Annotated in this window: 21 protein-coding genes and 1 pseudogene; 12 read left to right on the top strand and 10 right to left on the bottom strand. The window is 43.6% G+C overall.

Annotated features, from left to right (window positions below; all coding sequences use genetic code 11):
• Positions 1 to 49 precede the first annotated feature (49 nt).
• From G561_RS0108165 to G561_RS0108155, 3 genes are read left to right on the top strand one after another with little or no spacing between them, the layout of a single operon-like run.
• A complete protein-coding gene (locus G561_RS0108165; protein WP_037032026.1) occupies positions 50 to 928 on the top strand; it encodes a UTP--glucose-1-phosphate uridylyltransferase in 879 nt (292 codons plus the stop codon).
• Positions 929 to 954: 26 nt separating this feature from the next.
• Complete coding sequence (gene pgi, locus G561_RS0108160) at positions 955 to 2,637, top strand: glucose-6-phosphate isomerase (RefSeq protein WP_037032024.1); 1,683 nt, start codon at positions 955 to 957, stop codon at positions 2,635 to 2,637.
• 55 nt (positions 2,638 to 2,692) lie between these two features.
• A complete protein-coding gene (locus G561_RS0108155) occupies positions 2,693 to 4,030 on the top strand; it encodes a UDP-glucose/GDP-mannose dehydrogenase family protein (protein ID WP_051584464.1) in 1,338 nt (445 codons plus the stop codon).
• A 143-nt stretch (positions 4,031 to 4,173) separates the two neighbouring features.
• Here the strand turns inward: G561_RS0108155 and G561_RS0108150 are convergent, their stop codons facing one another.
• Positions 4,174 to 5,652, bottom strand: coding sequence for a phosphohexomutase domain-containing protein (locus tag G561_RS0108150; protein ID WP_051584463.1), 1,479 nt, complete (start codon positions 5,650 to 5,652; stop codon positions 4,174 to 4,176).
• 102 nt (positions 5,653 to 5,754) lie between these two features.
• A complete protein-coding gene (locus G561_RS0108145; RefSeq protein ID WP_081794422.1) occupies positions 5,755 to 7,044 on the bottom strand; it encodes a nucleotide sugar dehydrogenase in 1,290 nt (429 codons plus the stop codon).
• A 294-nt stretch (positions 7,045 to 7,338) separates the two neighbouring features.
• Between G561_RS0108145 and mazG the strand changes: the two genes are divergently transcribed.
• Both mazG and G561_RS0108135 read left to right on the top strand, forming a co-directional pair.
• Complete coding sequence (mazG, locus tag G561_RS0108140; protein ID WP_227674080.1) at positions 7,339 to 8,127, top strand: nucleoside triphosphate pyrophosphohydrolase; 789 nt, start codon at positions 7,339 to 7,341, stop codon at positions 8,125 to 8,127.
• A complete protein-coding gene (locus G561_RS0108135) occupies positions 8,120 to 8,473 on the top strand; it encodes a ComEA family DNA-binding protein (protein WP_028859095.1) in 354 nt (117 codons plus the stop codon). The genes mazG and G561_RS0108135 overlap by 8 nt, the downstream gene beginning before the upstream one ends.
• Before the next feature lie 31 nt (positions 8,474 to 8,504).
• On the opposite strand, the gene G561_RS0108130 is transcribed toward G561_RS0108135, so the two are convergent.
• The 3 genes from G561_RS0108130 to G561_RS0108120 all read right to left on the bottom strand — a co-directional run bounded on the left by G561_RS0108130 (position 8,505) and on the right by G561_RS0108120 (position 11,330).
• Positions 8,505 to 9,035: a hypothetical protein gene (locus tag G561_RS0108130; protein ID WP_028859094.1), complete on the bottom strand. Its 531-nt coding sequence runs from the start codon at positions 9,033 to 9,035 to the stop codon at positions 8,505 to 8,507.
• A 162-nt stretch (positions 9,036 to 9,197) separates the two neighbouring features.
• A complete protein-coding gene (locus G561_RS0108125; protein WP_028859093.1) occupies positions 9,198 to 11,066 on the bottom strand; it encodes a sodium:solute symporter family protein in 1,869 nt (622 codons plus the stop codon).
• Between the two features lie 3 nt (positions 11,067 to 11,069).
• Complete coding sequence (locus tag G561_RS0108120) at positions 11,070 to 11,330, bottom strand: DUF4212 domain-containing protein (RefSeq protein WP_028859092.1); 261 nt, start codon at positions 11,328 to 11,330, stop codon at positions 11,070 to 11,072.
• Between the two features lie 703 nt (positions 11,331 to 12,033).
• Here G561_RS0108120 and G561_RS0108115 point away from each other — a divergent pair.
• Entirely contained in the window at positions 12,034 to 13,449 is a 1,416-nt protein-coding gene (locus tag G561_RS0108115) for an alanine/glycine:cation symporter family protein (protein WP_373277681.1), read from the top strand.
• An 84-nt stretch (positions 13,450 to 13,533) separates the two neighbouring features.
• On the opposite strand, the gene G561_RS0108110 is transcribed toward G561_RS0108115, so the two are convergent.
• Entirely contained in the window at positions 13,534 to 15,201 is a 1,668-nt protein-coding gene (locus G561_RS0108110; protein WP_028859090.1) for an electron transfer flavoprotein-ubiquinone oxidoreductase, read from the bottom strand.
• A 353-nt stretch (positions 15,202 to 15,554) separates the two neighbouring features.
• Between G561_RS0108110 and G561_RS0108105 the strand changes: the two genes are divergently transcribed.
• The 3 genes from G561_RS0108105 to G561_RS0108095 all read left to right on the top strand — a co-directional run bounded on the left by G561_RS0108105 (position 15,555) and on the right by G561_RS0108095 (position 17,705).
• Positions 15,555 to 16,172, top strand: coding sequence for a DUF1285 domain-containing protein (locus tag G561_RS0108105; RefSeq protein WP_028859089.1), 618 nt, complete (start codon positions 15,555 to 15,557; stop codon positions 16,170 to 16,172).
• A gap of 81 nt (positions 16,173 to 16,253) precedes the next feature.
• On the top strand, positions 16,254 to 17,159 hold the full coding sequence (gene murI, locus G561_RS0108100; protein ID WP_028859088.1) for a glutamate racemase: 906 nt from the start codon (positions 16,254 to 16,256) through the stop codon (positions 17,157 to 17,159).
• Positions 17,160 to 17,402: 243 nt separating this feature from the next.
• Positions 17,403 to 17,705, top strand: a complete 303-nt coding sequence (locus G561_RS0108095) for a hypothetical protein (protein WP_028859087.1) — start codon at positions 17,403 to 17,405, stop codon at positions 17,703 to 17,705.
• Between the two features lie 92 nt (positions 17,706 to 17,797).
• On the opposite strand, the gene G561_RS14325 is transcribed toward G561_RS0108095, so the two are convergent.
• The 4 genes from G561_RS14325 to msrA all read right to left on the bottom strand — a co-directional run bounded on the left by G561_RS14325 (position 17,798) and on the right by msrA (position 21,887).
• On the bottom strand, positions 17,798 to 19,186 hold the full coding sequence (locus G561_RS14325; protein ID WP_037032020.1) for a lytic murein transglycosylase: 1,389 nt from the start codon (positions 19,184 to 19,186) through the stop codon (positions 17,798 to 17,800).
• Positions 19,187 to 19,551: 365 nt separating this feature from the next.
• Entirely contained in the window at positions 19,552 to 20,457 is a 906-nt protein-coding gene (locus G561_RS0108085; protein ID WP_028859086.1) for a D-hexose-6-phosphate mutarotase, read from the bottom strand.
• Between the two features lie 146 nt (positions 20,458 to 20,603).
• Positions 20,604 to 21,296 carry a class I SAM-dependent methyltransferase gene (locus G561_RS0108080; RefSeq protein ID WP_028859085.1) on the bottom strand — a complete coding sequence of 231 codons (693 nt, stop codon included), beginning with the start codon at positions 21,294 to 21,296 and terminating at the stop codon, positions 20,604 to 20,606.
• Positions 21,297 to 21,365: 69 nt separating this feature from the next.
• A complete protein-coding gene (gene msrA / locus G561_RS0108075) occupies positions 21,366 to 21,887 on the bottom strand; it encodes a peptide-methionine (S)-S-oxide reductase MsrA (RefSeq protein ID WP_028859084.1) in 522 nt (173 codons plus the stop codon).
• 117 nt (positions 21,888 to 22,004) lie between these two features.
• On the opposite strand from msrA, the gene cmoA reads away from it, so the two are divergent.
• The 3 genes and pseudogenes from cmoA to G561_RS0108060 form a co-directional block, all read left to right on the top strand.
• On the top strand, positions 22,005 to 22,814 hold the full coding sequence (gene cmoA / locus G561_RS0108070) for a carboxy-S-adenosyl-L-methionine synthase CmoA (protein WP_051584461.1): 810 nt from the start codon (positions 22,005 to 22,007) through the stop codon (positions 22,812 to 22,814).
• A 114-nt stretch (positions 22,815 to 22,928) separates the two neighbouring features.
• Positions 22,929 to 24,548, top strand: a complete 1,620-nt coding sequence (locus G561_RS14320; protein WP_051584460.1) for a DUF262 domain-containing protein — start codon at positions 22,929 to 22,931, stop codon at positions 24,546 to 24,548.
• Between the two features lie 56 nt (positions 24,549 to 24,604).
• Positions 24,605 to 24,902, top strand: a pseudogene (locus G561_RS0108060) (transposase); the annotation flags it as partial.

Below are 24,902 nucleotides of genomic sequence, written 5' to 3'. Positions count from 1 at the left end.
CTATTAGATTCCCTATAATCATTAAATACCTTACAACAATTAAAATTGGATGCTTATGACCACTCAAGTAACTCATGCTGTTATCCCTGTTGCCGGCTTCGGTACTCGTATGTTGCCTTTATCAAAATCAGTCCCAAAAGAGCTGTTGCCGTTAGGAAACCGTCCTGCCATTCATTACGTAATTGAAGAAGCCATTGCTGCCGGTATTAAGCACATAGTATTGGTAGGGCATGCCCAAAAAAGTGCCATTGAGAACTACTTTGATATTAATGCTGAGCTGGATAACCAGCTGCGTGCCAAAGGCAAAGATGAATTGGCAGATAGCTTAAACTGGCTACCAGAGGATGTGTCAGTATCTATGATTCGTCAGGGCAAACCATTAGGTCTTGGTCATGCAGTGTTAAAGGCTCGTCCTATTGTCGGCGACAATCCTTTTGCGGTATTGCTGCCGGATGTGGTGCTTAATCCGTTTACCACCAATATGGACAAAGACAACCTGGCCTATATGATTCAGAGCTTTAAGCAAAGCAACCATTCACAAATCTTAGTAAGCGCCGTAGCCGATGAAGATGTACATAAATATGGTATTGCTAAACTACAAGATGAGGCACAATTATCACAGCTGTCTGCTGATAACAACGCCAACTTCGCAGTGGCCGGCTTTGTAGAAAAGCCGGCATTAGCCGATGCGCCTTCTAATCTGGCAGTGGTGGGGCGTTATGTATTTACCGCTACTATTTTTGATTATTTGGCTGAGACTAAGCCTTCAGTGGGCGGTGAAATCCAATTGACCGATGCCATCGATGCCTTAATTAGCACCCAAGGGGTGGACATCACCACCATGCTGGGCGAAAGTTTTGATGCCGGTGATATGACCAGCTATATGAAGGCCTTTATTTACTTTGCCGAGCAGCAGCTTCAAGCCTAACTTTAGCCTTATTGAGTCACAGTATTATGATACCAGCGCACAAAGACCATGCTCTACCTACTCAGTTATCACAGTGGCAACAGTTACAACAATTGGCACAAAAGCCTTGGTCGTTAACACAGTTATTTGCCAAGCAGCAAGATAGAGCGCAAAAGTTCAGTGTTCAGGCCGCAGGGATTTATTTTGATTACTCCAAGCAGTGCCTTGATGAGTCAGTGAAACAGCAATTGATCCAGTTAGCCGAAGCTTGTGATTTACCACAAAAAATTCGTAGCCTGTATCAAGGCGACAAGGTAAATAGTAGTGAGGATAGAGCGGCGCTACACACTGCCCTGCGTTTGCCGAGGACTGCCAAGCTATCACACCAAGGTATGGATGTGGTGGCAGAGGTTCATGATAGTCTAGATAAAGCGGCGGATTTGGTGAGCCGAATTCGCAATGGCATCTGGCGCGGTTATTCGGGCAAAGCCATTACCGATGTGGTTAATATTGGGGTAGGTGGTTCAGATTTGGGCCCAGTTATGGCCAATACTGCGCTCGATGAATGGGCAGACAGTGATATTGAAGTCCACTTTGTATCTAATATGGATGGCACTCAGCTAGGCAGCTTATTGGAGTATCTAAATCCAGAAACGACTTTGTTTATCATCTCTTCTAAGTCTTTTGGTACTGTGGATACCTTGTCTAACGCAGAGACGGCTCGAGCGTGGCTGCTGAGTACTGGCGCTAGTCAAACCACCTTACTGCGCCGACATTTTATTGGTATTTCTGCCAATCCTGACAGAGTTAGTGCTTGGGGCATCGCCCCAGAGCACCAGTTGAAGCTCTGGGACTGGGTTGGCGGTCGTTTTTCAATGTGGTCGGCCATCGGCTTAGCGGTAGCCATTCGCATTGGTACTGAACGCTTCAATGAAATGCTGCAAGGCGCCTATGCGATGGACCAGCACTTCTTGCATGCCGACTTTGATCAAAACTTACCGCTGTTATTGGGACTGATCGGGGTCTGGAACAGTACCTTTTTAGGCATTAATGCCCATACTGTGCTGCCTTACGATGGTCGTCTTAAGTACTTTCCAAGCTACTTGACGCAGCTTGAAATGGAGAGTAATGGTAAATCAGTGACCCATGACGGTCAGCCCGTTACCTATGCCACCTGCCCAATTTTATGGGGGGAGATTGGCTCTAACGCACAGCATGCTTTTTATCAATTGCTGCATCAAGGTACCCAAAAAGTCTCCTGTGACTTCATTGCCTGCGTCAATTATTATCAAGAGTCTGAGTCTAGTGAATTAAAGCGCCAACATGCTTTGTCATTGGCCAACTGCTTGGCACAAAGTCGAGTATTGGCTTTTGGTAACGAGGCGCTACCCGCCAAAGCGGAGCAAGAAGTCTCAGAACTGGATAAATTCAAGCGCTATCGGGGCAATCAGCCATCGACGACGATCTTATTGGATGAGCTGACTCCAACTAGCTTTGGTGCTCTAATTGCTTTGTACGAACATAAAGTGTTTGTCATGGCCAGTATTTGGGACATCAACCCGTTTGACCAATGGGGAGTGGAGATGGGTAAAAAGGTGGCCGATGCAGTCTTTGCTCATATTCATTTAACAAAGCGTGAGTCAAATACAGCTGCAGAAGAACAAGCTACTTTTGACAGCTCTACTCAGGCTTTATTACAGCATATTAATAAGCAAATTGAGGAAAAATAAGCGTTAGCATTAATAACAATAAAATCATTAAAAACAATAAAAAGGATGAAGTTTGATGACCATGCCAGCCCATATAAAACCCAGTAATAGCGTAGCAGATAACCTATGCGTAATTGTTGGTCACTCAATCGATGCCATTACCACCGCTACGGTAATGGTGAGCTTAGGGAATAGGGTCAGCTTATATACCGATCAAAATGAACTAGAGCATACCCTAGCCAACTATAAGTTTGAGCATCAGCAGCAGGCTTTATGGCAACTGTATCTAAACCAACAAAGCATCGTGGTGCAGCCTATTCCAGAGCAAGCGGCGGCGGTATTCGCCCAGCAAACTGCCAGTCTATACTGGCTGTTTCATAGCGATTTGCCTGAGACGTGGTGTCACAGTAATGACAATAAGCCAGCTTGGGTAACTGCGTTAAATGAAAGCCAAGTCCCCAGTCAGACCCCAGTTATCTTAAGTGGCATTAGCACTTTGGGAGTTTTTGCAGACATTGCCCATTATTGCCAGCGTCCTTGGGTTTATTACGTACCCTTTGTTTTTTTGCAAGACGGCAGTGCCTATCCTTCAATGCTATCGCCTAAGCTGTGGTTGATGGGGGAGAAGACAGCCGACTCAATAGATAAAGTGGCGGTATTGCAGCCCTTAATTGCCCAGGCTCGACGCAGTTATATCAGTGATATTGCGACCATTGAATTCTCACGCAGTGCCATTATGAGTATGCTTGCTACTCGGGTTAGCTTTATGAATGAATGGTCAAGATTGGCTGATTGCCAAGGGGTAGATATCCAAGAAGTAGCTGATATCATGGGGTTAGACACTCGTATTGGTAGCAGTTATCTAAAGGCGGGATGGGGCTTTGGGGGGACGACTCTCCCAGCCGAGCTTAAGGCATTACAACAAACCTTGGCCCATACTCAGGTGGATCACCGTTTAATGCAAACTGTTGATGTTATTAATAATGACCAAAAAGAGCTTATTTTCCGCAAGTTCTGGCAGTATTTTGATGGAGCTATTGAGAATAAGCAGGTGTCTATCTGGGGTGCAAGCTATAAGCCAGGCTCAGGGCGCACCTCTGAGGCTGCCATTCACCCGTTATTAAACTTGTTATGGTCTTATAATATTACCACTCAGGTCTATGCATTAGAGGCCGAGAGCGAGCTGGCAGGATTGTATCCTGATCAGCCGTTATTGCAGTTTATTGAGACCCCCACTGAGCAGTTAGCGCATTGCGATGCCTTATTTGTATTATCATGGCCAGAGACCAAGCGTTTGCCTATCAGTGCTCTTAATGAGGTGGTGATACCGGTGTTTGATGCCCAAAATGCGTTTACTAAAGATCAAATCCAGTCACTGACTGGCGACTATCAAGGTATTGGCCGCAGCAAGTAGACGGTTTTGGTTTCAAGCTTTTTTTAGGGTACAAGCAAAAAGCGAAAATCCCGTTAATCCAAAATTGGTTAACGGGATTTTTTATACAGTTTTTTTGAATTAAAGCTTTGTCTAACCACTTACTAATAACTTAAAAAGCAGACCTAAGCAATCTCAGCCCCTTGTGTGGCCAACCACTGTTTAATTTCGGCAGTTTTTTCAGCCAATAATGTCTCATCACCCTTGGTTTCGATGTTAAGTCGAATTAGGGGCTCAGTGTTTGAGGCACGAATATTAAAGCGCCACTGGCCAAAGTCTAGGCTTAAGCCATCTAGGGTGTTTTTGTCAGGGTTTTGTGCGCTAAAGTAGTCTTCAATAGCGCTAATGATTTCATCGCTGCTGGCTTGGGTCAGCTTAAAGTTAATCTCGCCTGAGCTAGGGTAAGCGCTGATACGCTCATTTACCAACTGACCTAATGATTTGCCAGTGGTCGATAACAGCTCAATGGTCAGTAGCCAAGGAATCATGCCACTGTCGCAATAAAAGAAGTCACGAAAGTAGTGATGGGCACTCATTTCACCGCCATAGACGGCTCCTGATTCACGCATGACTTGCTTGATAAAAGAGTGGCCTGATTTACTAATCACTGCTTTACCGTTACCCTCTGCGATAATAGCTTCGGTGTTGTAGAGCACGCGAGGGTCGTAGACGATGGCCGCACTGGGATGCTTTTGCAAAAAGGCTTGGGCTAGCATACCAACCACATAGCTGCCCTCCACAAATTCACCTTGGGCATCAAACAAGAAGCAGCGGTCGAAGTCACCATCAAAGGCGATGCCTAAGTCAGCTTTATGCTCAATCACTGCTTGTTTGGTAGATTCACGATTGGCCAAGATCATAGGATTGGGGATGCCGTTGGGGAAGCTACCATCTGGGGTGTGGTGTACTTTGATGATTTCAACAGGGGCGTTTTTTTGTTGTAAACGCTGCTCAATTAAATCAACAGTCGGACCCGCGCTGCCATTACCAGAGTTAATCACAATCTTTAAAGGTACTAGCTTATCGGTATCGATAAAGCTCATTAAGTGATCGACATAAGCGGTCTTATCAAACTTCTCTACTACCTTCCCTGCTTGGGCAGAGGCGGCAAAACTACCTTGCTCTGCCAAAGCTTGAATCTCTGCCAGGCCAGAGTCAGCACTAATCGGTCTTGAACCTTCACGCACCAGTTTTAGCCCATTGTAATTGATGGGGTTGTGACTGGCGGTGACCTCAATACCACCTAACGCATTATAATGGCTAGTGGCAAAATACACCTCTTCAGTACCGGTCATGCCTAGGTCAATCACATCAACGCCGGCATCAACAATACCGCGAATAGTCGCTTGCTTCAGTGTCTCGCTTGAGTCACGAATGTCGCAGCCAATAACGATGCTGTTCTGTAGCGTCTCATTGCCCTCACTGGCATTCTTTTGACTGGCCAAAATCTGAGCAAACGCACGGCCGATACGATAAGCAATGTCTTCATCGAGATTAACGCCGAGCTCACCGCGAATGTCGTAAGCTTTGAAAGAGGTAATGGGGCGATGGGTTAAAGCATCATTATTTTTATTATCAATATCAGAACTAGTGGGTGTGGTCATGTGCAGCCTTTTTTGTAAAATGGATTAGCAATACAAAATGTTAAATAATCAGTTATAAAATAGCTAAAGCTTTTGGGCCATAAACAAGCTTAGATGTCGGGGCTAACTATAGCCAAACACATCTCTTGAGTAAACCTTGTCTTTGACATCAGACAACTCATCGTGCCAGCGGTTGGCGACAATTAAGTCGTTATGCTGTTTAAAGCGGTCTAACTCATTAATCACCTGGCAACCTTCAAAGCTATCGGTGTCTAAAGCTGGCTCATAAATACTGACACTCATACCATGCTGTTTAAGGGTATTAATCACATCTAGCACTGCCGAGTCTCTAAAGTTGTCAGCGTCTTTTTTCATGCTTAGACGATAGATTCCTATTTGATTGGGGTTTTTGTCAATAATTTGACGGGCAATAAAGCGCTTGCGAGTGTTATTGGCATCGACCACAGCATGGATTAAATTGGCGGGGATACCAGCGTAATTGGCTTTAAGCTGCTGGGTATCTTTGGGTAGGCAGTAGCCACCATAGCCAAATGAGGGGTTGTTATAATGCTGCCCGATACGAGGGTCTAAGCCAACGCCGGTGATGATTGACTGGCTGTTTAATTGATGCTTTTCAGCAAAGCTGTCCAATTCATTAAAAAAAGCAATGCGGGTGGCTAGATAGCTGTTGGCAAAGAGCTTCACCGCTTCAGCTTCCGTCGGTGGCATCATAAGTGTCGCCACCTCAGGCGTTAGGCTGGCTTGTCGATATAGGTTCATTAAGGCCGTCGCCAAGGCTTGCTGCTCGCAAGTTGCGCCAACAATGATGCGTGAGGGATATAAGTTGTCATACAGCGCCTGGCCTTCGCGTAAGAATTCAGGCATGAACAAAATTTGACTGTCAAATTGCTGACGCATACTGTCGGTAAAGCCAATGGGAATGGTCGACTTAATGATGATAGGTACACTGGCGTTTTGCTCTCGGACTGCAGCAATACTGGCTTCAACCGAGGAGGTATCAAATTTGCCTGAAGCCACATCATAGTTAGTCGGGGTGGCAATAATTACCAGATCACTATTTTGATAAATGCCCTGATTGTCTATCACCGACTGCTGGGTGGCGGTCAAATTAAGCGCTTTATTGGCCAAATAATCACAAATCTCGGTGTCTTGTAGCGGAGACTTATTTTGTTGTAACAGTTCTATCTTATTGTTGTCGATGTCAAACAGCGTGACTTGGGTATTTAGCTGTGCTTGTGCCAATAAAATGGCATTGGACAGACCCACATAGCCTGCGCCAATGACTACAATGTTGGTTAAAGAGGGCCAGCTAGAGTGGGTAGTTGAGGTATCATTTGCGGCAGTGTTTGCTGTGTTATCTAAAGCAGAAGGGAGGTTTGCTGCATCGGTCATGTCTTTTTTCTTCTTGTTTAAAAGTGTGTTTTTGAGTTTATTAATATGAAGTTTACTATATTCTGATGAAGCCATAATTACAATTGTAAAATGATACACTTCAGGTATCACTCTCAAAGCAGCGGCTACTTAGCCATGCACAGTAATTTTTTTGATAAAGGTAATAGGGCCATGTCACATTCATCAAGCGCTGCATCAAACAATGCACCAAATGCCACACCAATCACTGCATCAAATGCTACCTCAATTATTGCACCAACCCCAGTAACCGGAACTCCAGAGCCAACCTCGGAAATGAGTGACTTATTGGCCTTGATGGCTAGATTGCGCGCTGACTGTCCTTGGGATATTAAGCAGACCAATCACAGCTTGATTCCTTATGCGATAGAGGAGGCGTACGAACTCGCTGAAGCGATTCAGGAAGGTGATATTGAGGACATTAAAGGCGAGCTTGGTGACGTACTACTACAAGTAGTTTTCCATTGCCAAATCTATGCCGAGCAGCAGCAGTTCGACCTCGGTGAGGTGATTTATACTTTACAAAGTAAGCTGATTCGTCGTCATCCACATGTGTTTGAAGCCGATAAGCTGCCTGATGAAGCTGCAGTAAAAAAGCGCTGGGATGAGATTAAAGCTTTAGAGAAAGCAGAGCGTGAACGCCGGGGTAAGCCCAAACGCAGCTTAGATGCTGTGAAAGCCGGTAGCGCATTGATGCAAGCGCAAAGCTTACAACAAGCCGCCAGTAAGCTGGGCTTTGATTGGGAAGGAGTGGCCGGAGCAATAGAGAAGCTAGAGGAGGAAATCGCCGAATTAAAGCAGATCTTACCGCAAGCTGGCGAGCAGGTAGATGCCACTCAGAAACAGGAGCTGGAAAAAGAGCTTGGCGATTGCATCTTTGGCTTAGTGAATGTGGCACGCAAGCTGAACTTAGATGCCGAGGCGGCTACCTTAACCTGTGTGCATAAGTTCCGCTCACGTTTTGGTTTCATAGAAGCGGAGTTAGCCAAACAAGGTAAAACGGCTCAACAAAGTAGCCTAGAGGAAATGGATGCGTTGTGGGAGCTGGCCAAACAGCATGAATAAGCCCAGCAGAACAGTAGTTCTCGGGATATTATTGATGCTGCAGTTGGGCCTAAGCGCAAATGCTTGGGCGCAGCAATGCTTTGCCGATGCCAATCAAGCTTATGCGTATCTGATCACTCAGCAGCAGAATAAACAACTGGCTAAGCAAAGTGTGGTCATTAATTTAAATACTGCAGATGAGGGGGAATTAACACAGTTAACCGGTATCGGCAGCAGTAAGGCGCAGCAGATCATGTTATATAGAGAGGCTTTTGGGCCATTTGCTTCTGTTGATGAGTTGGCAAAAGTGAAGGGCATCGGTGCCAAAACCGTTGCCAAAAATAGAGCTCGAATGAGTGTGGAGTAGCCCATAAGTTAAGCCAAAGACCAATAGCAGATTACTGACAAACCACTTGCAAAATCTCATCATCAGCGGTTAGTGGCTGCCATTGCAGCTGCTTAAAAGTAGCGGCAGATAAAGGGGCTTTGGTGGTTAAGCTGGTGATGGCAGGTTGTTGACAGTTCACTAGCTGCGGAATGATTTTGGTACTCATACGTCTTTCAAACAAGTAGATATTACTGTGTCTGATGTCCTGTGTGGTCGGGTTAATATCAGAACCAAGCGGCTGGCCTACCTCAACTGCCATAAAGCGAATCACTTGTGGTTTTAGGTAGCTCCAAGGGCGATACCACACTTGGCCTTCAACCGTTTTTATCACTTTTACTTGTTCGGGTAGCCTATCTATCTGCTGCTGTTGCCAATTGTATTCTTGATGAATTTGAAAGCCTAACATGCCTATTGCTGCAAAAATGGGAATCAGCCATTTTGGAGTGGGGATACCAGCAAACTTAGTGAGATGGCGGATAATCATGGCGATACCAGCCATACCAAAGCCTGCAGTTATTGTGGCAATAAATTCATAAATCATGGGCAGGAGTCCGAGGTTAGTGAGTTAAAAAATGGCTAGTGTTAATAAATAAAAGATGAATAAGCCGCTTATGTGGCCTATTCATCTTTTTTTTGGTTAACTCAGTGAGCGGGCCACTGAGTTACTTTGTGGTTAAAACAAATAGACTGTGTTGTTTGCATATCAATGATCAATAGCCGACCCAGCACCCCGAGGTGAGCGAACACTTTCAACCAACTGCTGAATATGTACCGGAGGCGCTTGAGTCATTGAAGATACTAAGAAGGCCACGATAAAGTTAATTAGAGCACCAATAGCACCAAATGACATGGGCGAGATGCCAAATAACCAGTATTCAGCTGTATCAGGGAAGTTGGCAGTATCTGGAATAAAGAACCAACCTTTGTAGACGAAGATATAGACCAAAGTAGTGATTAGACCGGCTAACATACCGGCGATGGCGCCATAGTTGTTGATGCGTTTTGAGAAGATACCCATCATTAATGCAGGGAATAACGAAGCACCGGCGATACCAAAGGCTAGTGCTACCACTTGCGCCGCAAAACCTGGCGGATTAATGCCAAGATAGGTCGCGACGACAATAGCAACCGCCATTGAGATACGCGCCACCATCAGCTCACCTTTATCGCTAATATCAGGATTGAAGTTACGTTTGACTAAGTCATGGCTAATGGCGGAGGATATCGCCAATAGTAGACCTGCGGCAGTAGATAAAGCCGCGGCCAAGCCGCCTGCTGCAATTAAGCCGATGACCCAAGGTGGCAAATTGGCAATCTCAGGATTGGCGAGTACCATGATGTCATTATTCACATCCAGCTCATTACCTGCCCAGCCCGCATTAGTAAACTTGCCTTCAAGCTCTGCTGCATGCGCAACTTTTGCTTCTTCAACGGCAGCTGTGGCAGCCGTAACATCGCCACCCTCATTTTGTGCGGCGACTAAAGCGGCTTGCGCTGCTCCTAAGCCACTATCACTATACATTTGAATACGACCATCACCGTTTAGATCATTGTATTGAATCAGGCCGGTGTCTTCCCAAGTTTGCATCCAGCTTGGACGCTCTTCATAACGTAGCGCAGGCGCTTCAACACCTTGAGGATAAACAGTATCCATAAGGTTTAAGCGTGCCATAGCGCCCACTGCAGGTGCGGTAAAATATAGCAGGGCGATAAATACCAATGCCCAGCCTGCAGACCAACGCGCATCGGCTACTTTGGGAACGGTAAAGAAGCGAATGATGACGTGGGGAAGACCGGCGGTACCAATCATTAAAGATAAAGTAAATAGAACCATATTTAACTTGTTAGGCACATCTGCGGTATAAGCGGTAAAACCAAGGTCGGTAACCACTTGATCAAGCTTAGTAAGTAAGGGGATACCCGATTCTGTGTGGGTTGAGAACATACCTAATGCGGGAATAGGGTTGCCGGTTAATTCAAGAGAGATGAAGACCGCAGGAATGGTATAAGCAATGATTAATACCACATATTGGGCAACCTGAGTATAGGTAATACCTTTCATACCCCCTAATACCGCATAGAAGAAGACCACAAAGGCTGCAATTATTAGTCCCGTGGTGTTTTCGACCTCTAAAAAGCGCGAGAAAGCTACGCCAGCCCCTGTCATCTGCCCGATAACATAAGTGGTAGAGGCAATAATTAAACAGGCCACAGCGACCAAAGCTGCGGTCTTAGAATAGAAGCGATCACCAATAAAGTCAGGCACTGTGTATTTACCGAATTTACGTAAATACGGCGCTAAAAGCATGGCCAAGAGGACATAACCGCCAGTCCAGCCCATCAGATAGGTGGAAGCTCCGTAACCGCCAGCAGCCAACAAGCCTGCCATAGAGATAAAAGAGGCGGCACTCATCCAGTCAGCACCGGTTGCCATGCCATTTAATACAGGGTGAACTCCGCCCCCAGCTACGTAGAACTCTTTGGTGGAACCCGCTCGTGCCCAAATAGCAATACCGAAGTAGAGTAGGAAGGATGCACCGACAAATAAAATATTAATGGTAAATTGACTCATAACTTACTCCTCATCTAAGCCGTATTGTTTATCCAGCTTATTCATACGCCAAGCGTAGAAGAAGATGAGAATAATAAAGGTGATAATCGAGCCTTGTTGGGCAAACCAAAAGCCAAGGTCAGCGCCACCAAACTTTATGCCAGCCAATAAAGGGCGGAATAAAATACCACAGCCATACGAGCAAAAAGCCCAGATGAAAAGACAGATAAGAATCAAACGGACATTGGCTTTCCAATAGCCTGACGAATCTTGCGAGGGATTCATAAGACAAACTCCTTTTGTCAATGAAAGGGGAAGGGTATCCCCTTAAGGGAAGACTGCTTCCTGCAGTCACTAAGTGGAATGTAAAGATTGTGTCAACAACCCTTTTAAAGTAACCCTGATTGTATCGATATGGTTACTGCATAGGTTTTTAGTTTACAGCTGTAATTAACGGATAGCAATTAACTATTTTCATAAAAATCATTTATTGATTAAATGGGCTTTATTTAAATATCATGCAAATAAATATCAAAGGTTAGGCTTAGTTACTTAATTTTTGACTTAATTTTTATCCTAGTTGTTGTGCTCGACTCGACATTTTTTTAGAATGACCGGCTTGTCTGCATAAATGGCCCAATGGCTGTGCAGTTATTAGCGGATTATCTAGGAAGGGCGGCGTTATGACCAACTCTTTTGTATGCTTCAAAAGAGGCAAATGACGTCTTCCCTTATTTATCTATTCAATTTAAGTTCACTTAATGGCTCTAAATCCGATACTTATCTACTGAGGCTTGGTACTGGGATTTTGCTTAGCTTTTAGCATAGATTAGAAGTTAAGCAAAAGTCAGAGGCCTGGAGATCTAAAGCTGGTTTAGGGTCAAGGAGAATTGCTATGGCGGAATCGTCGAATGCCTTCATTGAAGGTTTTAATGCGTTTGTAGACTGGGGAAATGGTATTGTCTGGGGCAATGACTCCTGGTTAATCATGGATAATCCCTGGTATGGTCTATTGGTTTTTGTCCTAATCGGGGCCGGTATCTTCTTTACGATTGCCACCCGTTTTGTGCAGTTCCGTCAATTTGGTCACATGTGGAATCTTTTACGTAGCTCAGGGCAGGGTCGCAAAGAGGGGGGTATTAGCTCTTTTGAAGCCTTAATGACTTCGCTTGCCGCCCGTGTCGGTACCGGTAACTTAGCTGGGGTAGCTATCGCAGTATATATCGGCGGTCCCGGTGCGGTATTTTGGATGTGGATTACCGCACTCTTAGGGATGTCGACCAGCTTTATTGAGTCAACTTTGGCTCAGGCCTATAAAGTGCCTCATACTGATAACGTCTATCGTGGTGGCCCCGCTTACTATATCGAAAAAGGCTTAGGCCTGCGCTGGATGGCGATATTTTTCTCGCTGTGTCTCTTGGTTGCCTTTGGTCTAGCCTTCAATGGGGTACAAGCCAACACCATCGCTCAAGCGACAAATCAAGCTTTTGGGGCCCCAACTTGGTTAACCGGTTTAGTCTTAGTGCTGTTAGTAGCGCCTGTGGTGTTCGGGGGTCTACGCTCTGTGGCTCGAGTGGCGGGTAAAGTGGTTCCAGTAATGGCCATTTTATACGTATTACTAGCGTTATTTATTATTGTTACTAATCTCTCTGAGTTCCCGGCAGCCATTGCGTTGATTGTAAAATCTGCCTTTGGTTTAGAACAAGCCGCGGGCGGGGTCCTTGGTTATGGTATTGCTCAGGCGATGATTAATGGTATCAAACGCGGTCTGTTCTCGAACGAGGCGGGTATGGGTTCTGCTCCTAACGCAGCGGCGACTGCCAAAAGTCACCCTGACCACCCTGCGGTACAAGGCTTTATGCAAATGCTGGGGGTATTTATTGATACGCTAGTAATTTGTACTGCGACCGCGTCTATTATTATTTTATCAGGGGTAGTTAGCGATCCTAACGTGGAGCAAGAAGGGATTCAGTTGACCCAGTTGGCCTTATCTCAGTATGTGGGTAATTTAGGTATTTACTTTATTGCAGTGGCCATCTTCTTTTTCGCATTCACTTCAATCATTGCCAACTACAGCTATGGAGAGTCAAACTTAGAGTTTATCTCGGGTGAAAAAAGTGCCAAGTCTGCCATTATGATTTTCCGTTTTTTGGTATTAGGCATGGTATTTATTGGTTCAGTTGCTAGCTTGCCCTCCATTTGGAACTTCGCTGACTTATCTATGGGCTTAATGGCCCTGACCAACTTAGCAGCCATCGTGCTGTTAACGCCTGTGGCGCTGCGTTTATTGCGTGACTATGAGCGTCAGGTGAAAGAGGGGAAATCGCCAGAGCAAATCACCTTTGATCCCGATAAATTTATAAAATTAAAAAATGAAGCCAACCGAGATGCTTGGAAAGATTAGTTATGGTTAAATATTAATCTTTTAGATAATAAAAAACCCAGTCAAATGACTGGGTTTTTATTTTAATATCAATAACTTATGAGATTACATGTTAGGGTAGTTTGGACCACCGCCACCTTCTGGTGTTACCCAAGTGATGTTCTGTGAAGGGTCTTTGATATCACAGGTCTTACAGTGCACACAGTTTTGCGCGTTGATAACGAACTTAGCGCCTTCTGCGTCTTTCACAATTTCATACACGCCAGCTGGGCAATAACGCTGTGCAGGCTCTGCATAAATAGGAAGGTTCACAGTCACAGGAACGGTTGGGTCTGTAAGCTTCAAGTGGCTTGGCTGATCTTCAGCATGGTTGGTGTTGGAGATAAACACTGAAGACAGCTTATCAAATGTCAGCTTACCATCTGGCTTTGGATAATCTGGCTTATAAGAGGTGCTGGCCTTATCTAGATTATCGTAGTCAGGGGTGGTGTCACGGATAGTCAGTGGCATCTTACCTTTAAGTAAGTTGTGCTCGATAAAGGTAAAGGCGCCGCCCATGAATAGACCCATACGGTGCATAGCTGGCGCAAAGTTACGCGCTGAGTGGTTGTCTTCATACAACCAAGAGTCTTTGAACATCTGAGTGTAGCTTTCCACTTCATCATGCTGACGACCTGACTGTAGCGCCGCAAAGATAGCTTCAGCAGCCAACATACCTGACTTCATTGAAGTATGGGTACCTTTAATCTTAGCTGGGTTTAGGAAGCCGGCATCATCACCTACCAATACCCCACCTGGGAAGGTTAACTTAGGTAGTGAGTTCAAGCCACCTTTAGTTAACGCACGAGCACCATAAGACAGACGTTTACCGCCTTCTAGTACTTGCTTGATAACTGGGTGTGTTTTTAGACGCTGCATCTCATCAAAAGGAGACATATATGGGTTGTGATAAGACAAGTCAATCACTAAACCGAAGCTCACTTGGTTGTTTTCGTCGTGGTATAACCACCAACCACCGCTAGATCCAGTTTCGGTTAATGGCCAGCCTAGACCGTGCATAACCACACCTGGCTCATGCTTGCTTGGGTCAATTTCCCAAAGCTCTTTGATACCGATACCGTAGTGTTGTGGATCGCTGTCTTTATCTAATGCAAAGCGGCTAATTAGACGTTTACCTAAGTGACCACGGCAACCTTCAGCAAAGATGGTGTATTTAGCATTTAGCTCGTAGCCTGGCTCGTAGCTTGGTTTTTGTGATCCATCGGCAGCCACACCCATATCGCCAGTCAATACACCGCGGACTGAACCGTCATCGTTGTACAGAATTTCCGAGGCAGGGAAGCCTGGGAACATCATCACTTCAAGCTCTTCAGCTTGCTCAGCCAACCAACGTACAACGTTACCTAGGGATACGATATAGTTGCCATGGTTGTGCATAGGCGCAGGGATAAGCGAATCAGGGGTACGAATAGAGCGGGTCGCTGAGTTTAAATAAAATACGCGGTCTTCAGTTACTGGCACATTTAAAGGGGCGCCTTTTTCTTTCCAGTCAGGAATCAGCTCGTCTAAAGCACGAGGTTCGATAACCGCACCAGATAAGGTGTGAGCACCAAACTCAGAGCCTTTTTCTACAACACAGACCATAAACTCATCTAGGCCAGCTTGTAGGGCGAGTTGACGGAGACGGATGGCTGCTGAAAGGCCAGAGGGACCACCCCCAACAATAACAACATCAAAATCCATCGACTCACGTTCTATTTGTTCATCTTGCATTTTAAACTCCTTATAGCTGGCTAAATCATACCCACACCACATAATAATAGTAGGTGTGGACACTATTAATTTAATCGCTAGCAAACATTAATTAGAATACCTGTCAAATATACCCAATTGTGTACCAATAAGCGACCACAGTCAGGCCTAAAAACAGGTTCTCATGATTTAGGCTGGCGGAAACATAAAAAAAGGGTTGCAGTTAGTTACCTATTATAAAATAAAAGTTAGACAAAGACGACACGATTTGTGACTCAGCCGTGGTAAAGTAACCTTGCCTAATATTTAATAGTGAAGTTAACTATTAAAATTAAAGGTGATGTCATTGGCAATAATACAAGGATATAATAACAATGTCGTATTTAGAGCAACAGTCAGGCACAGTATCGAGCAGTTTAGACTCACTTTCAGAGTTTATAAAGCAAGAGAGTAGTGACCGTCGCGGGCGCTCGATTCCACCGCTTGAGAAGTGGCATCCTGAGCGTCAGGGTGAGATGGACATGGTGATTAAAGCCAATGGCGAGTGGTGGCATGAAGGAAGCAAAATTAGCCGTCAATCCCTAGTGGATTTGTTTGCGACGGTGTTGTGGCGAGAAGGCACGGATCAAGACCCGATATATTACTTAAAAACCCCTGTGGAGAAAATCCGTATTCAGGTTGAAGATGCGCCTTTTTTGATTACTGAAGTCAATCTCATTGAACAAAAGCAACAAGCAGACGCTCCGCTGATTGAATTTATCACTAGTACCGGCGATGTGGTACCTTTAGATGACGAGCACCCTCTAGTGATGGGAGAGTATCAAGGCGAGCAAAGACCTTATATTGAAGTGCGCTTTGGTATGAAAGGGCTAATCTCCCGCAATGTACTGATGCACTTGATCAAACTAGGAGAGCTGACCGAACAGGACGGCAAAACCAGCTTGACTCTACACAGCGGTGGAAAAGCCTACTCAGTGACTGTTGAAAATTAATTGCTAGTTTCTTATCGTTAATCAGGCCCGCGTAGATAGCTACTGCGCAGGCTTCGATGCTGTAAATTGGTACCTAAAGCCATGGCAACCCAAGCTCCAATCATTTCTGCTTCATCCTCAATGAATACTGACCGCGCTCCCATTGGCATTTTTGACTCTGGGGTGGGCGGCTTATCGGTTTATCTTCACTTAAAGCAGCAGCTGCCCGATGAGCAATATCTTTATTATGCCGATACGCTAAATGTGCCGTATGGGCCAAGATCTAGTGCAGAAATTAAAGAGCTGACCTTAATTGCGGTGGATTGGCTGGTAGCAGCAGGCTGTAAGCTGATCGTTATCGCTTGCAACAGTGCATCGGCTCATGCTTTGCAAGTAGCAAGACAGAAATACCCCACTATTCCTATTGTGGGCTTGGTCCCAGCGTTAAAGCCTGCAGTATTAAATAGTAGCAGTAAAAGTGTGGCAGTGCTCGCCACCAAGGCAACTTTAGATGGTGAGCTGTTAAACACCGTTATCAGTGATTATGCGCTACCGGCTCAGGTCAATGTGGTGAAGTGGTTTGACCCCAGTTTAGTGCCTTGGGTAGAGGCAGGCATGCCAACTCAAAGTGAAACGCCAGAGCGATTAAAAGCACAGCTAAAGAGCTTTGCGCAACAAAAAGTAGATCACTTAGTATTGGGCTGTACGCACTATCCTTTTTTTCGAGACTTTGTTATGACCCAGATTGCCGCTGAGAACTTGGGTATCAAGGTGGTAGACTCTGGAGCAGCCATTGCAGCCCGGGTCAAAACTTTACTACAACAGTCACAGTCTTTGGTCACCTCAAAGTCAACAGAGATGCTAGAGGGCGGTTTATATGTTGGTCATAGCAACCAATCACGAGAGGAATGTAGTCTAGCTCAACCTAAATTAGCCTTCTTTGTTTCTGATCCCAAAGCTGATTTAGCAGAAGTTTCAAGGTTAGTAAATCGATTGATTTATCGCTGATAGTCTGTTTGAAATAGCCAGTTGGCTCTCATTAATTGAAACCGATTAATTGAGTCTGGTTAATTAAATTTGGTTAATAGCTCACAGTAGGCGGCAGCAAGTTACCCAAAGCCTGTTTTGTTAATATAAAGCATACGAGTTTGATTTGTACCAGGCTCAAGCTTGCAGTAGAATTTAACTATACTAATTATAATTAATGATTAAATAAGAATTTAGTGACCCCAGTGGGCTAAGGAAAGTAATATGTCAAACAGTAATGAGCGTAACCTAAAAGATGAGATCAATCATTTGGAAGAAACCATGCATGATGCTGAGCAGTTTCATACCCTAGAAGAGCAAGTGGCGGATATGAAGCGCCGTGGCATTGATCCAAGTAGCGCCTATAAAAAATGGGATGATGAAAAAGATGAGGATGATGATTGGGGCGATGAGACTTGGAAAGAAAACGGTAAGTGGGAGCACAAGACTCCAGCTGACCTAGATAAAAAAGCTCAAGAAAAATGGGATGGCGATAACGGTAAGCCAAATCCACCACCAGTTATTTAAGCCAACGCTTTAATTTAAGTCGACACTATAATCTAAAAAAGCCACGCAATTTGAAGTTGCGTGGCTTTTTTTATATTCAACCTAAAGTCAGACTATTTACCGGTATCGGTACGGATAATACGAATAGTGCCATCGCCTGAAGTCACTGTACGAGTACTGTCTTGTTGCTGAATAAGACGGCTAATACTGTCACCACTACGCTGAGAGCTTGGTTGATTTTGCTGATAGGTGGGCTGTGAAGAGATGCCTTGATCGCCGCTAATTAAGCGATAAAACTTCTGTCCCGCACGACCATCTGCTGGAAATACGCCCTTGCTAGTTTGATACTGCTGAATGGCTTTGCGCGTATTATCACCAATAATACCGTCGACTTCACCAATGTCATAACCGGCATTGATTAATCCTTGCTGAATGTCTTTGGCTTGCTGGCGGCTAATACCTGGGTCATCGGTTGGCCAAGCAGTAATAAAGTCAGTCTTGCTGCTGTCCTCTTTTTCGATTAAATCTGATAAGTGAGCAATCGCTAACGCATAGTTTTCTGAAGCGTTATAAGAGTAGAAGGTATCAAAGTTCTTGCCTACTAAGAAGGCAGGGCCATTTAAGCCTGCAGGCAATAATAAACCTGCACTACTTAAGTCATAAGGTAGGGGGCGACCATCGGCTAGGGTGAAGCCTTTGTCACGCCAGTAGCTCATAGGCTTCTTGTCTTTGCGGCTGTTGCTGCCCCAGAAGCCGTCAGGAATTTTGACTTCATATCCCCAAGGCTCACCACTACGATAGCCACGCTTTGCCAAAAAGTTCGCTGTTGAAGCCAGAGCGTCAGGCTTACTATTTACCAAGTCACGACGGCCATCGCCATCGAAATCGACGGCTAAGTCTAAGAAGGTGCCTGGCATAAACTGAGTTTGACCAAAGGCTCCGGCCCATGAGCCTTTCATATCGCTGGCAGCAATATCACCATTTTGCACGATTTTTAGGGCATTGGCGTATTCACCGCGGAAATAAGACTGGCGGCGGTCAAAGCAAGACAAAGTGGCCAGTGACTGGAACAAGTCTTTTTTACCTAAGGTCTGACCAAAGTTGGACTCAACACCCCACACCCCCAAGACGTGTTCGGGCTTCACCCCATAACGGGCTTCAATACGGCGCAGGGTATCGGCCATTTCACGCTTAGCACGAATACCATCTTCAACGCGCTCTTTGTCTACTAGCGAAGACAGATAATCCCAAACATCTTTTTGAAATTCGGGCTGATAATTTAGCGAAGCAATAACACTTGGATCAGGCTCACTTGGGCGATAGTTTTCAAAAGTAGAGCTACTGACACCGCGGAAAGTGCTTGAGTTTTTTAGCCCATTCAAACACTGCTGGAATTGAGAGTTGGACAAATAAGGCGCTTCTGCAGCGGCTTGAGCGCTGGTCGCAGCCAAAGATAGGCCAATGGCTGTGGTTAAAGCGGCAGCAATACGGGTAGGCAGCATAGGGGTAATCCTTAGTAAGGTTGAGGTTGGTTATTTATAATATTAGAAATAAGAAAGAGGGTGACAACCTTTTAAACAGTAAAGGATAAAACAACATAACGGCTTTATAAAGTTGTCAAACAAGACGCTTATAGTTGGCGCTACCTTAGGGTAACCAAAATGAAGATTAAATTAAAGCTGTGAGCAGGTTTGGTTACCATAAGAAAACGTGTAGCAAGGTTTGGGGTAAGGTAAGAGAGATAAAGATAGGAAGATTGAGATTATAAATCTAAGTCTCAATCTAAAATAGGCCCAATTTGATAGGGCCTATTTTGATAAGGATAGCTTAAGGCTGCGAGCCGCTAAAATAGGGGTTAAAAAGCCAGCTAGAAAGGAATCTTAGTAACCTCCAATACCAGCTCGTGACTCTCCCCCGCTGACAGCGTTATATAGTCTAAGTGAGCATTGGCAGTTTCGACACACAGCATTTTTTTATAATCGTCAGCTGCAAATTGAGAAATCTCATGGGCTTTAGTGTACCAAGGGTTCCATACCACGGTACTATTGCTGCCCTTACTCGCTAGATGAAGGGGACTTAGGCCTGGGCTCCCGATAACTAAAGTAGGGGCAGCATGATAGATACGATCGACGCCTTCGCTAAAAGTTACTTCGCCTTGCTGGGTTTTGGTAGCCCAGTTATCTAAGGTATCGGAGTAGGTCACTTGATCAAAGCCTCTAATCGTAGTTTGTTCAATGTCATCGGTAGGCAAATAGGTATGCAGCGCCTGAGAAAAATTTACCGTCTCTTCACTAAGATTGCAGGTGATTAAACTAATATTAAAGCCGTGAGCACTAAACAAGAATTTAACTTGCAAACCAAGTTTAGGGTGAAAGTCCTCTAAATTAGGCAAGCTTAGGGTTAAGCTTGAGAAATGCTGCAAGCGTTGGTCTACATGCAGCGGGTTAAATAGATCAATATTGAAGATTTGATTACGGGCAAAACCATGCTGTGTTAAATCAAAACGACAGTCAGTGAAACTGTCTTTTACCGCTTGGGGATTGGCATCAAACTGACCGAACACAGGCCAACATATCGGTACTCCACCACGAACCGAGTCTCCCTTGTTGTATTCAGCTTTTTCACTAACCCAAAGCCAATTATCAGAGTCATACTTAGTTGAGAAATGTATCAACTGCGCCCCTTGCAACAATACAGTGGCACGATAATCGGCGCCGTTAATAGTGATTGCATCTAGCTCATCAATTTTGCTGCGTTGTAGAGTCGGTAACAAGTCAGATCCTTAAGGTAATCATTTAAAATAGGCACAGCTGGATTAAATCAGTAACTATCAAAACTAGTTAGTTAGCGCCCCGTTTGAATCAGTTATCCTGTAGCTGTTATAAGGATAAGTGTTAAAGGCCAAGTAGATATTAAAAGCTATTTAGGTATTAAGTGCCAAGCTAGGTTTAAAAAAGGCTTGCCTTCACGGTTCACTTTTTGGGTTTCATAGGACTCAAGTAAATCAAGTTGGTAAGCGTGCTGATAGTAGTCATAGATTTTTTGGGTAGGAATAAGAAAAGGAGGCCCTGAATATTGGGCATAATCAGCTTCATCGACACCACTTAACCCAAAGCTTAATAAAAGCTGCTGAGCTTTGGGTGCCAGTTTAATAAGCTGCTGAGCATAGCGAACCCGTAGCGAGTCATCGGTAGTATCATCTGGCAAAGCAACCAAAGCAGCTCGGTCATATATAGCATCAACTGAGCCTAAGTCTTGCGCAGTTAATTTAAAAATATCACCCACCCAAAGAGTGATAGTTTGTGAGTTGAGGCGACCCTGATAGTACTTAAGCCCAGCAGTAGCTGGATGCTCAACCACAATGGGCTGTATTTGATTCTCAGCAAAAAACTGCTCAACCGCCAACTCTACCAATTCGACCCCGACTACATCGTAGCCTTGATCGGCCAGCCAAATCATATCAATACTTTTGCCACATAGTGGCACGAAAATGCAGCTGCTTGGGGGCAACTGCAATACAGAAAAATGCTTCATTAACAAAGTATTGGGCTTTGACTGGTTAAATCCCACTTTATTACTTTGCCATTTATTTTGCCAAAAGTTAGGTTCCATGAATACTCTCTACTTCCTTGCGCGAAAACTTATCAGACGTGGGGCGTTTCTTTATTAAAGAAACTTGGCTTAACCCACATATTCTTTAAATTCTTTACGCAGTTTAGACAACTTTGGCGGAATAGCAAACTGGCAATAGCCTTGATTTGGGTTTTTATTATAAAAGTCTTGATGGTACTCTTCTGCCACAAAAAACTCGCTGGCAGGATGCACTTCAGTGACCACACCAATTCCCATGTTGCGTAGCTTATTGATGGCACGATCAATAGTGGGCTTTTGGGCTTCTTCGTCAGTATAGAAAATGACAGAACGATATTGGCTGCCCACATCATTACCTTGGCGGTCTTTAGTTGTGGGATCATGGGTGGTAAAGAAAATGTCTAAAATTACCTCTAACGGTATCACAGTGTCATCAAATTCAACTTTAATGACTTCAATGTGTCCGGTTGTGCCACTGCACACGGCGTCATAATTGGCTGAGGCAGCGTCACCACCCATATAGCCGGAAGTCACTTTTTGGACCCCTTTTACGGATTGGAATACGGACTCGGTGCACCAAAAGCAACCGCCACCTAAGATAATTGTTTGCATATTTTTTCCTTTATTTTAATTAGCTTGGTCTTAATTTTAGCAAAATACAATCAGCCGATAAGTTAAAAACAGTAATGATATAATACAGCGTGTCGTCACTTAATTAAGAGATTTCAAATGTCAAATACTGCTGATACCGACTCGAAGCACCCTCAAGCTGAAACTGTGGTCTATGATAACGTATTTACCACACCCTTAGATAAAGCGGCCCGCTTTAGCTTTGATGAGCAAGTGGTGGCTTGCTTCCCAGATATGATTCGCCGTAGTGTGCCCGGTTATGGGCAGATGCTGGCGATGTTGCCAATATTTGCCAAGCGTCATTGTCAGTTTGGACAGGTAAATGATGACGGTCAACGTATCAGCCGAGTCTATGACTTGGGCACCTCATTGGGCGGTGCGACTATGGCACTTCTTAATGAAACAGGAGGCTTTGCTCCAGACGAGCTACAAATAAAAGCGGTAGACATTTCTCCTGCCATGACCCAAAAAGCAGAGGTGCTACTGAAAGAAAACTACCCAGAGCATGACATTGAAGTCATTACTGCCGATATTCGCGAGCTTCAGTTTGAAGCATGCGATATGGTGATATTAAACCTCACCTTACAGTTTTTACCGCCTGAAGACAGAACTCAAGTGTTACAAGCGGTATATAACGCCTTAAATGAGGGGGGTATTCTGATACTTACCGAAAAAAATCATACTGGTGATGAGCAAGACGACGCCTGGTTGGTCGAGCGCTATTATGACTTTAAACGTGCCAATGGGTATAGCGAACTTGAGATTAGTGGCAAGCGTAACGCTCTAGAAAACGTACTGATTACTGATACTTTAGAGTTGCATCATCAGCGCTTGGCCGAAGTTGGTTTTCGTCGTAGTTTGACTTGGTTTCAGTTTTTAAACTTTGCTTCTATGATTGCTTTTAAATAGGGTTTCGAAAGAGTGGTGTAGATCATTTTGTTTCGAGGTGAAACGTTAAATCCTACCCAAATACTAAGAGTTGATAAATATTACCATTCATGTGTGAAAAATTAAGGAGGCTACATGGAGGCTGGAAAAAGAACTATTAGAGATATTTTCAATAGAGGTAGGAATTTAGAGATTCCATTTTTTCAAAGAGCATATGTTTGGAGTGAAGAGCAATGGCAACGATTCCTAGAAGATATGCGTATGGTTTCACTTACTAAAAAACCATATTTTCTAGGTTCAGTTATTCTTAAACAAAAGGAAACAACCTCTAATAAGGATTCAGTATTAACGGTGATTGATGGGCAACAAAGACTGACGACATTAAATATTTTTTTAAAAGTTTTATGTTTAAAAAGCAATAATGACTCTAATTTTACTGAAACTTTTAAAAAGCAACGTGATAAAAGTATCATTTTGCTTCACAACCATAATGATGAAGCTTCATTTAATAAGATCGTTAATCTTGAAGAGTTACAAGATATTAAAGACGTCAAAAATAATGATAATATTATTGGTGCTTATAACTTCTTTAAAGATAATATTACTTCAGAAGATTTAGCAGGGGATTTAGATTTTTTTGATATATTAGACAATGTTTTATTTGTTGGTATTGATCTTGGTTATGATGAAGATGAACAGCAAATATTTGACACAATAAACTCGCTAGGTGTTCGCTTAACTACAGCGGAATTACTGAAAAATTTCTTTTTTAATCGTGATGAAATTGAAAAATACGAAAAATATTGGAAAAGTTTATTTGAAATTGATGAAGAAACAAAATCTTATTGGGATAGAGAGATAACAACTGGGCGATTAAAAAGAACTTTTATTGATATATTCTTTTATTCATATCTACAGATAAAAATACAAGAATCAGAGCTTAAAGTAAAAACGGAAGACAAAGTCGAATTTTCTAAGGTCGAAAATCTTTTTGAGTCTTATAAACGTTTTATCAGGGATTATGGATTAAGTAGAGATGATATACTAGAAGAAATTAAAGTATACGCTCAGTTATTTAGGCAAAACTTTAACTATGACATTGTAAATAATGAACTAACAGACGAGAGTGGTATTGAGCGAATAAATGCCATTATTTTTGGTCTTGATACATCTACATTGATTCCTTATACACTATATGTACTAAAAAATGTTGAGGATGAAAAAAAACGCAATGAGATATTTGAATTTATAGAAAGTTATGTCATGCGAAGAATGGTCGTTAAAGCGACAACAAAAAACTATAATCAGCTTTTTACCGAAAGTCTTATATCAAACAAAATATTATCAAAAGAGCAATTTATTCAGTATCTAGAGACTAAAATAAACAAAGTCAACTATTTACCAAGCGACACGGAGTTAAAACAAGGCTTCCATAATTCTGTTTTAGTTAATAAACAAAGTAAAGGTGTTATTTATCTACTTGAGTCTAAGATAAGAGATAAGTCTAAGCAGGCAACTCAGCTTTTAGGTATTAATAAGTATAGTCTTGAGCATTTAATGCCTAAAAAATGGATGAATAAATGGGATAGCTTGCCTACGAAAGAAGAGCAAGATAAAAGAAATTTTAAATTAAAAACCTTAGGTAACTTGGCAATTATTACGCAGTCATTAAACACTTCTATTCGAGATGCGAATTGGATGACAAAAAAAGAAGGAAGTAAAGATAAGGCAGGTATAATACTCCCGGAAAACTAGACCAAAAAATTGTAGCAAATAAGATAGAATATCCTTTAGAAAAAGAGGTCTATCTAATGACGAAAGTACGTAAGCGTCACAATGCTGAATTTAAAAGCAAAGTCGCCGTTGAAGCCATCAAAGAACACAAGACCCTCAACGAGTTAACCGCAGAATATGGGGTTCATGCAACCCAAATCAGCAACTGGAAAAAGCAGGCTTTGGCAGTTATCCCTACGGCATTCAATACCAAACAGCAAGCCAACGAACAAGCCCAGCAAGCTATTATCGATGAACTACATAGGCAGCTAGGGCAAGTTATAAGCGAAAGAGACTGGCTTAAAAAAAAGTCCTTACAGCTACCCTGAGCACTCG

Source organism: Psychrobacter phenylpyruvicus DSM 7000 = NBRC 102152 (genome assembly GCF_000685805.1).
GTDB classification, from domain to species: domain Bacteria; phylum Pseudomonadota; class Gammaproteobacteria; order Pseudomonadales; family Moraxellaceae; genus Psychrobacter; species Psychrobacter phenylpyruvicus.
The sequence above is the reverse complement of the archived record's forward strand: the minus strand, read 5'-3'. Positions and strand labels throughout refer to the sequence as shown.

Bases quoted from the DNA above. Each gene is read 5' to 3' on its own strand.
- G561_RS0108145 (WP_081794422.1), bottom strand. From the start codon at position 7,044: ATGACCGATGCAGCAAACCTCCCTTCTGCTTTAGATAACACAGCAAAC.
- G561_RS14325 (WP_037032020.1), bottom strand. From the start codon at position 19,186: ATGCTGCCTACCCGTATTGCTGCCGCTTTAACCACAGCCATTGGCCTA.
- G561_RS0108105 (WP_028859089.1), top strand. From the start codon at position 15,555: ATGTCGTATTTAGAGCAACAGTCAGGCACAGTATCGAGCAGTTTAGAC.
- G561_RS0108110 (WP_028859090.1), bottom strand. From the start codon at position 15,201: ATGCAAGATGAACAAATAGAACGTGAGTCGATGGATTTTGATGTTGTT.
- murI (WP_028859088.1), top strand. From the start codon at position 16,254: ATGGCAACCCAAGCTCCAATCATTTCTGCTTCATCCTCAATGAATACT.
- G561_RS0108130 (WP_028859094.1), bottom strand. From the start codon at position 9,035: ATGATTTATGAATTTATTGCCACAATAACTGCAGGCTTTGGTATGGCT.
- G561_RS0108165 (WP_037032026.1), top strand. From the start codon at position 50: ATGCTTATGACCACTCAAGTAACTCATGCTGTTATCCCTGTTGCCGGC.
- G561_RS0108095 (WP_028859087.1), top strand. From the start codon at position 17,403: ATGTCAAACAGTAATGAGCGTAACCTAAAAGATGAGATCAATCATTTG.
- G561_RS14320 (WP_051584460.1), top strand. From the start codon at position 22,929: ATGGAGGCTGGAAAAAGAACTATTAGAGATATTTTCAATAGAGGTAGG.
- cmoA (WP_051584461.1), top strand. From the start codon at position 22,005: ATGTCAAATACTGCTGATACCGACTCGAAGCACCCTCAAGCTGAAACT.
- mazG (WP_227674080.1), top strand. From the start codon at position 7,339: ATGAGTGACTTATTGGCCTTGATGGCTAGATTGCGCGCTGACTGTCCT.
- G561_RS0108155 (WP_051584464.1), top strand. From the start codon at position 2,693: ATGACCATGCCAGCCCATATAAAACCCAGTAATAGCGTAGCAGATAAC.
- G561_RS0108080 (WP_028859085.1), bottom strand. From the start codon at position 21,296: ATGGAACCTAACTTTTGGCAAAATAAATGGCAAAGTAATAAAGTGGGA.
- G561_RS0108115 (WP_373277681.1), top strand. From the start codon at position 12,034: ATGGATAATCCCTGGTATGGTCTATTGGTTTTTGTCCTAATCGGGGCC.
- G561_RS0108125 (WP_028859093.1), bottom strand. From the start codon at position 11,066: ATGAGTCAATTTACCATTAATATTTTATTTGTCGGTGCATCCTTCCTA.
- pgi (WP_037032024.1), top strand. From the start codon at position 955: ATGATACCAGCGCACAAAGACCATGCTCTACCTACTCAGTTATCACAG.
- G561_RS0108150 (WP_051584463.1), bottom strand. From the start codon at position 5,652: ATGACCACACCCACTAGTTCTGATATTGATAATAAAAATAATGATGCT.
- G561_RS0108135 (WP_028859095.1), top strand. From the start codon at position 8,120: ATGAATAAGCCCAGCAGAACAGTAGTTCTCGGGATATTATTGATGCTG.
- msrA (WP_028859084.1), bottom strand. From the start codon at position 21,887: ATGCAAACAATTATCTTAGGTGGCGGTTGCTTTTGGTGCACCGAGTCC.
- G561_RS0108120 (WP_028859092.1), bottom strand. From the start codon at position 11,330: ATGAATCCCTCGCAAGATTCGTCAGGCTATTGGAAAGCCAATGTCCGT.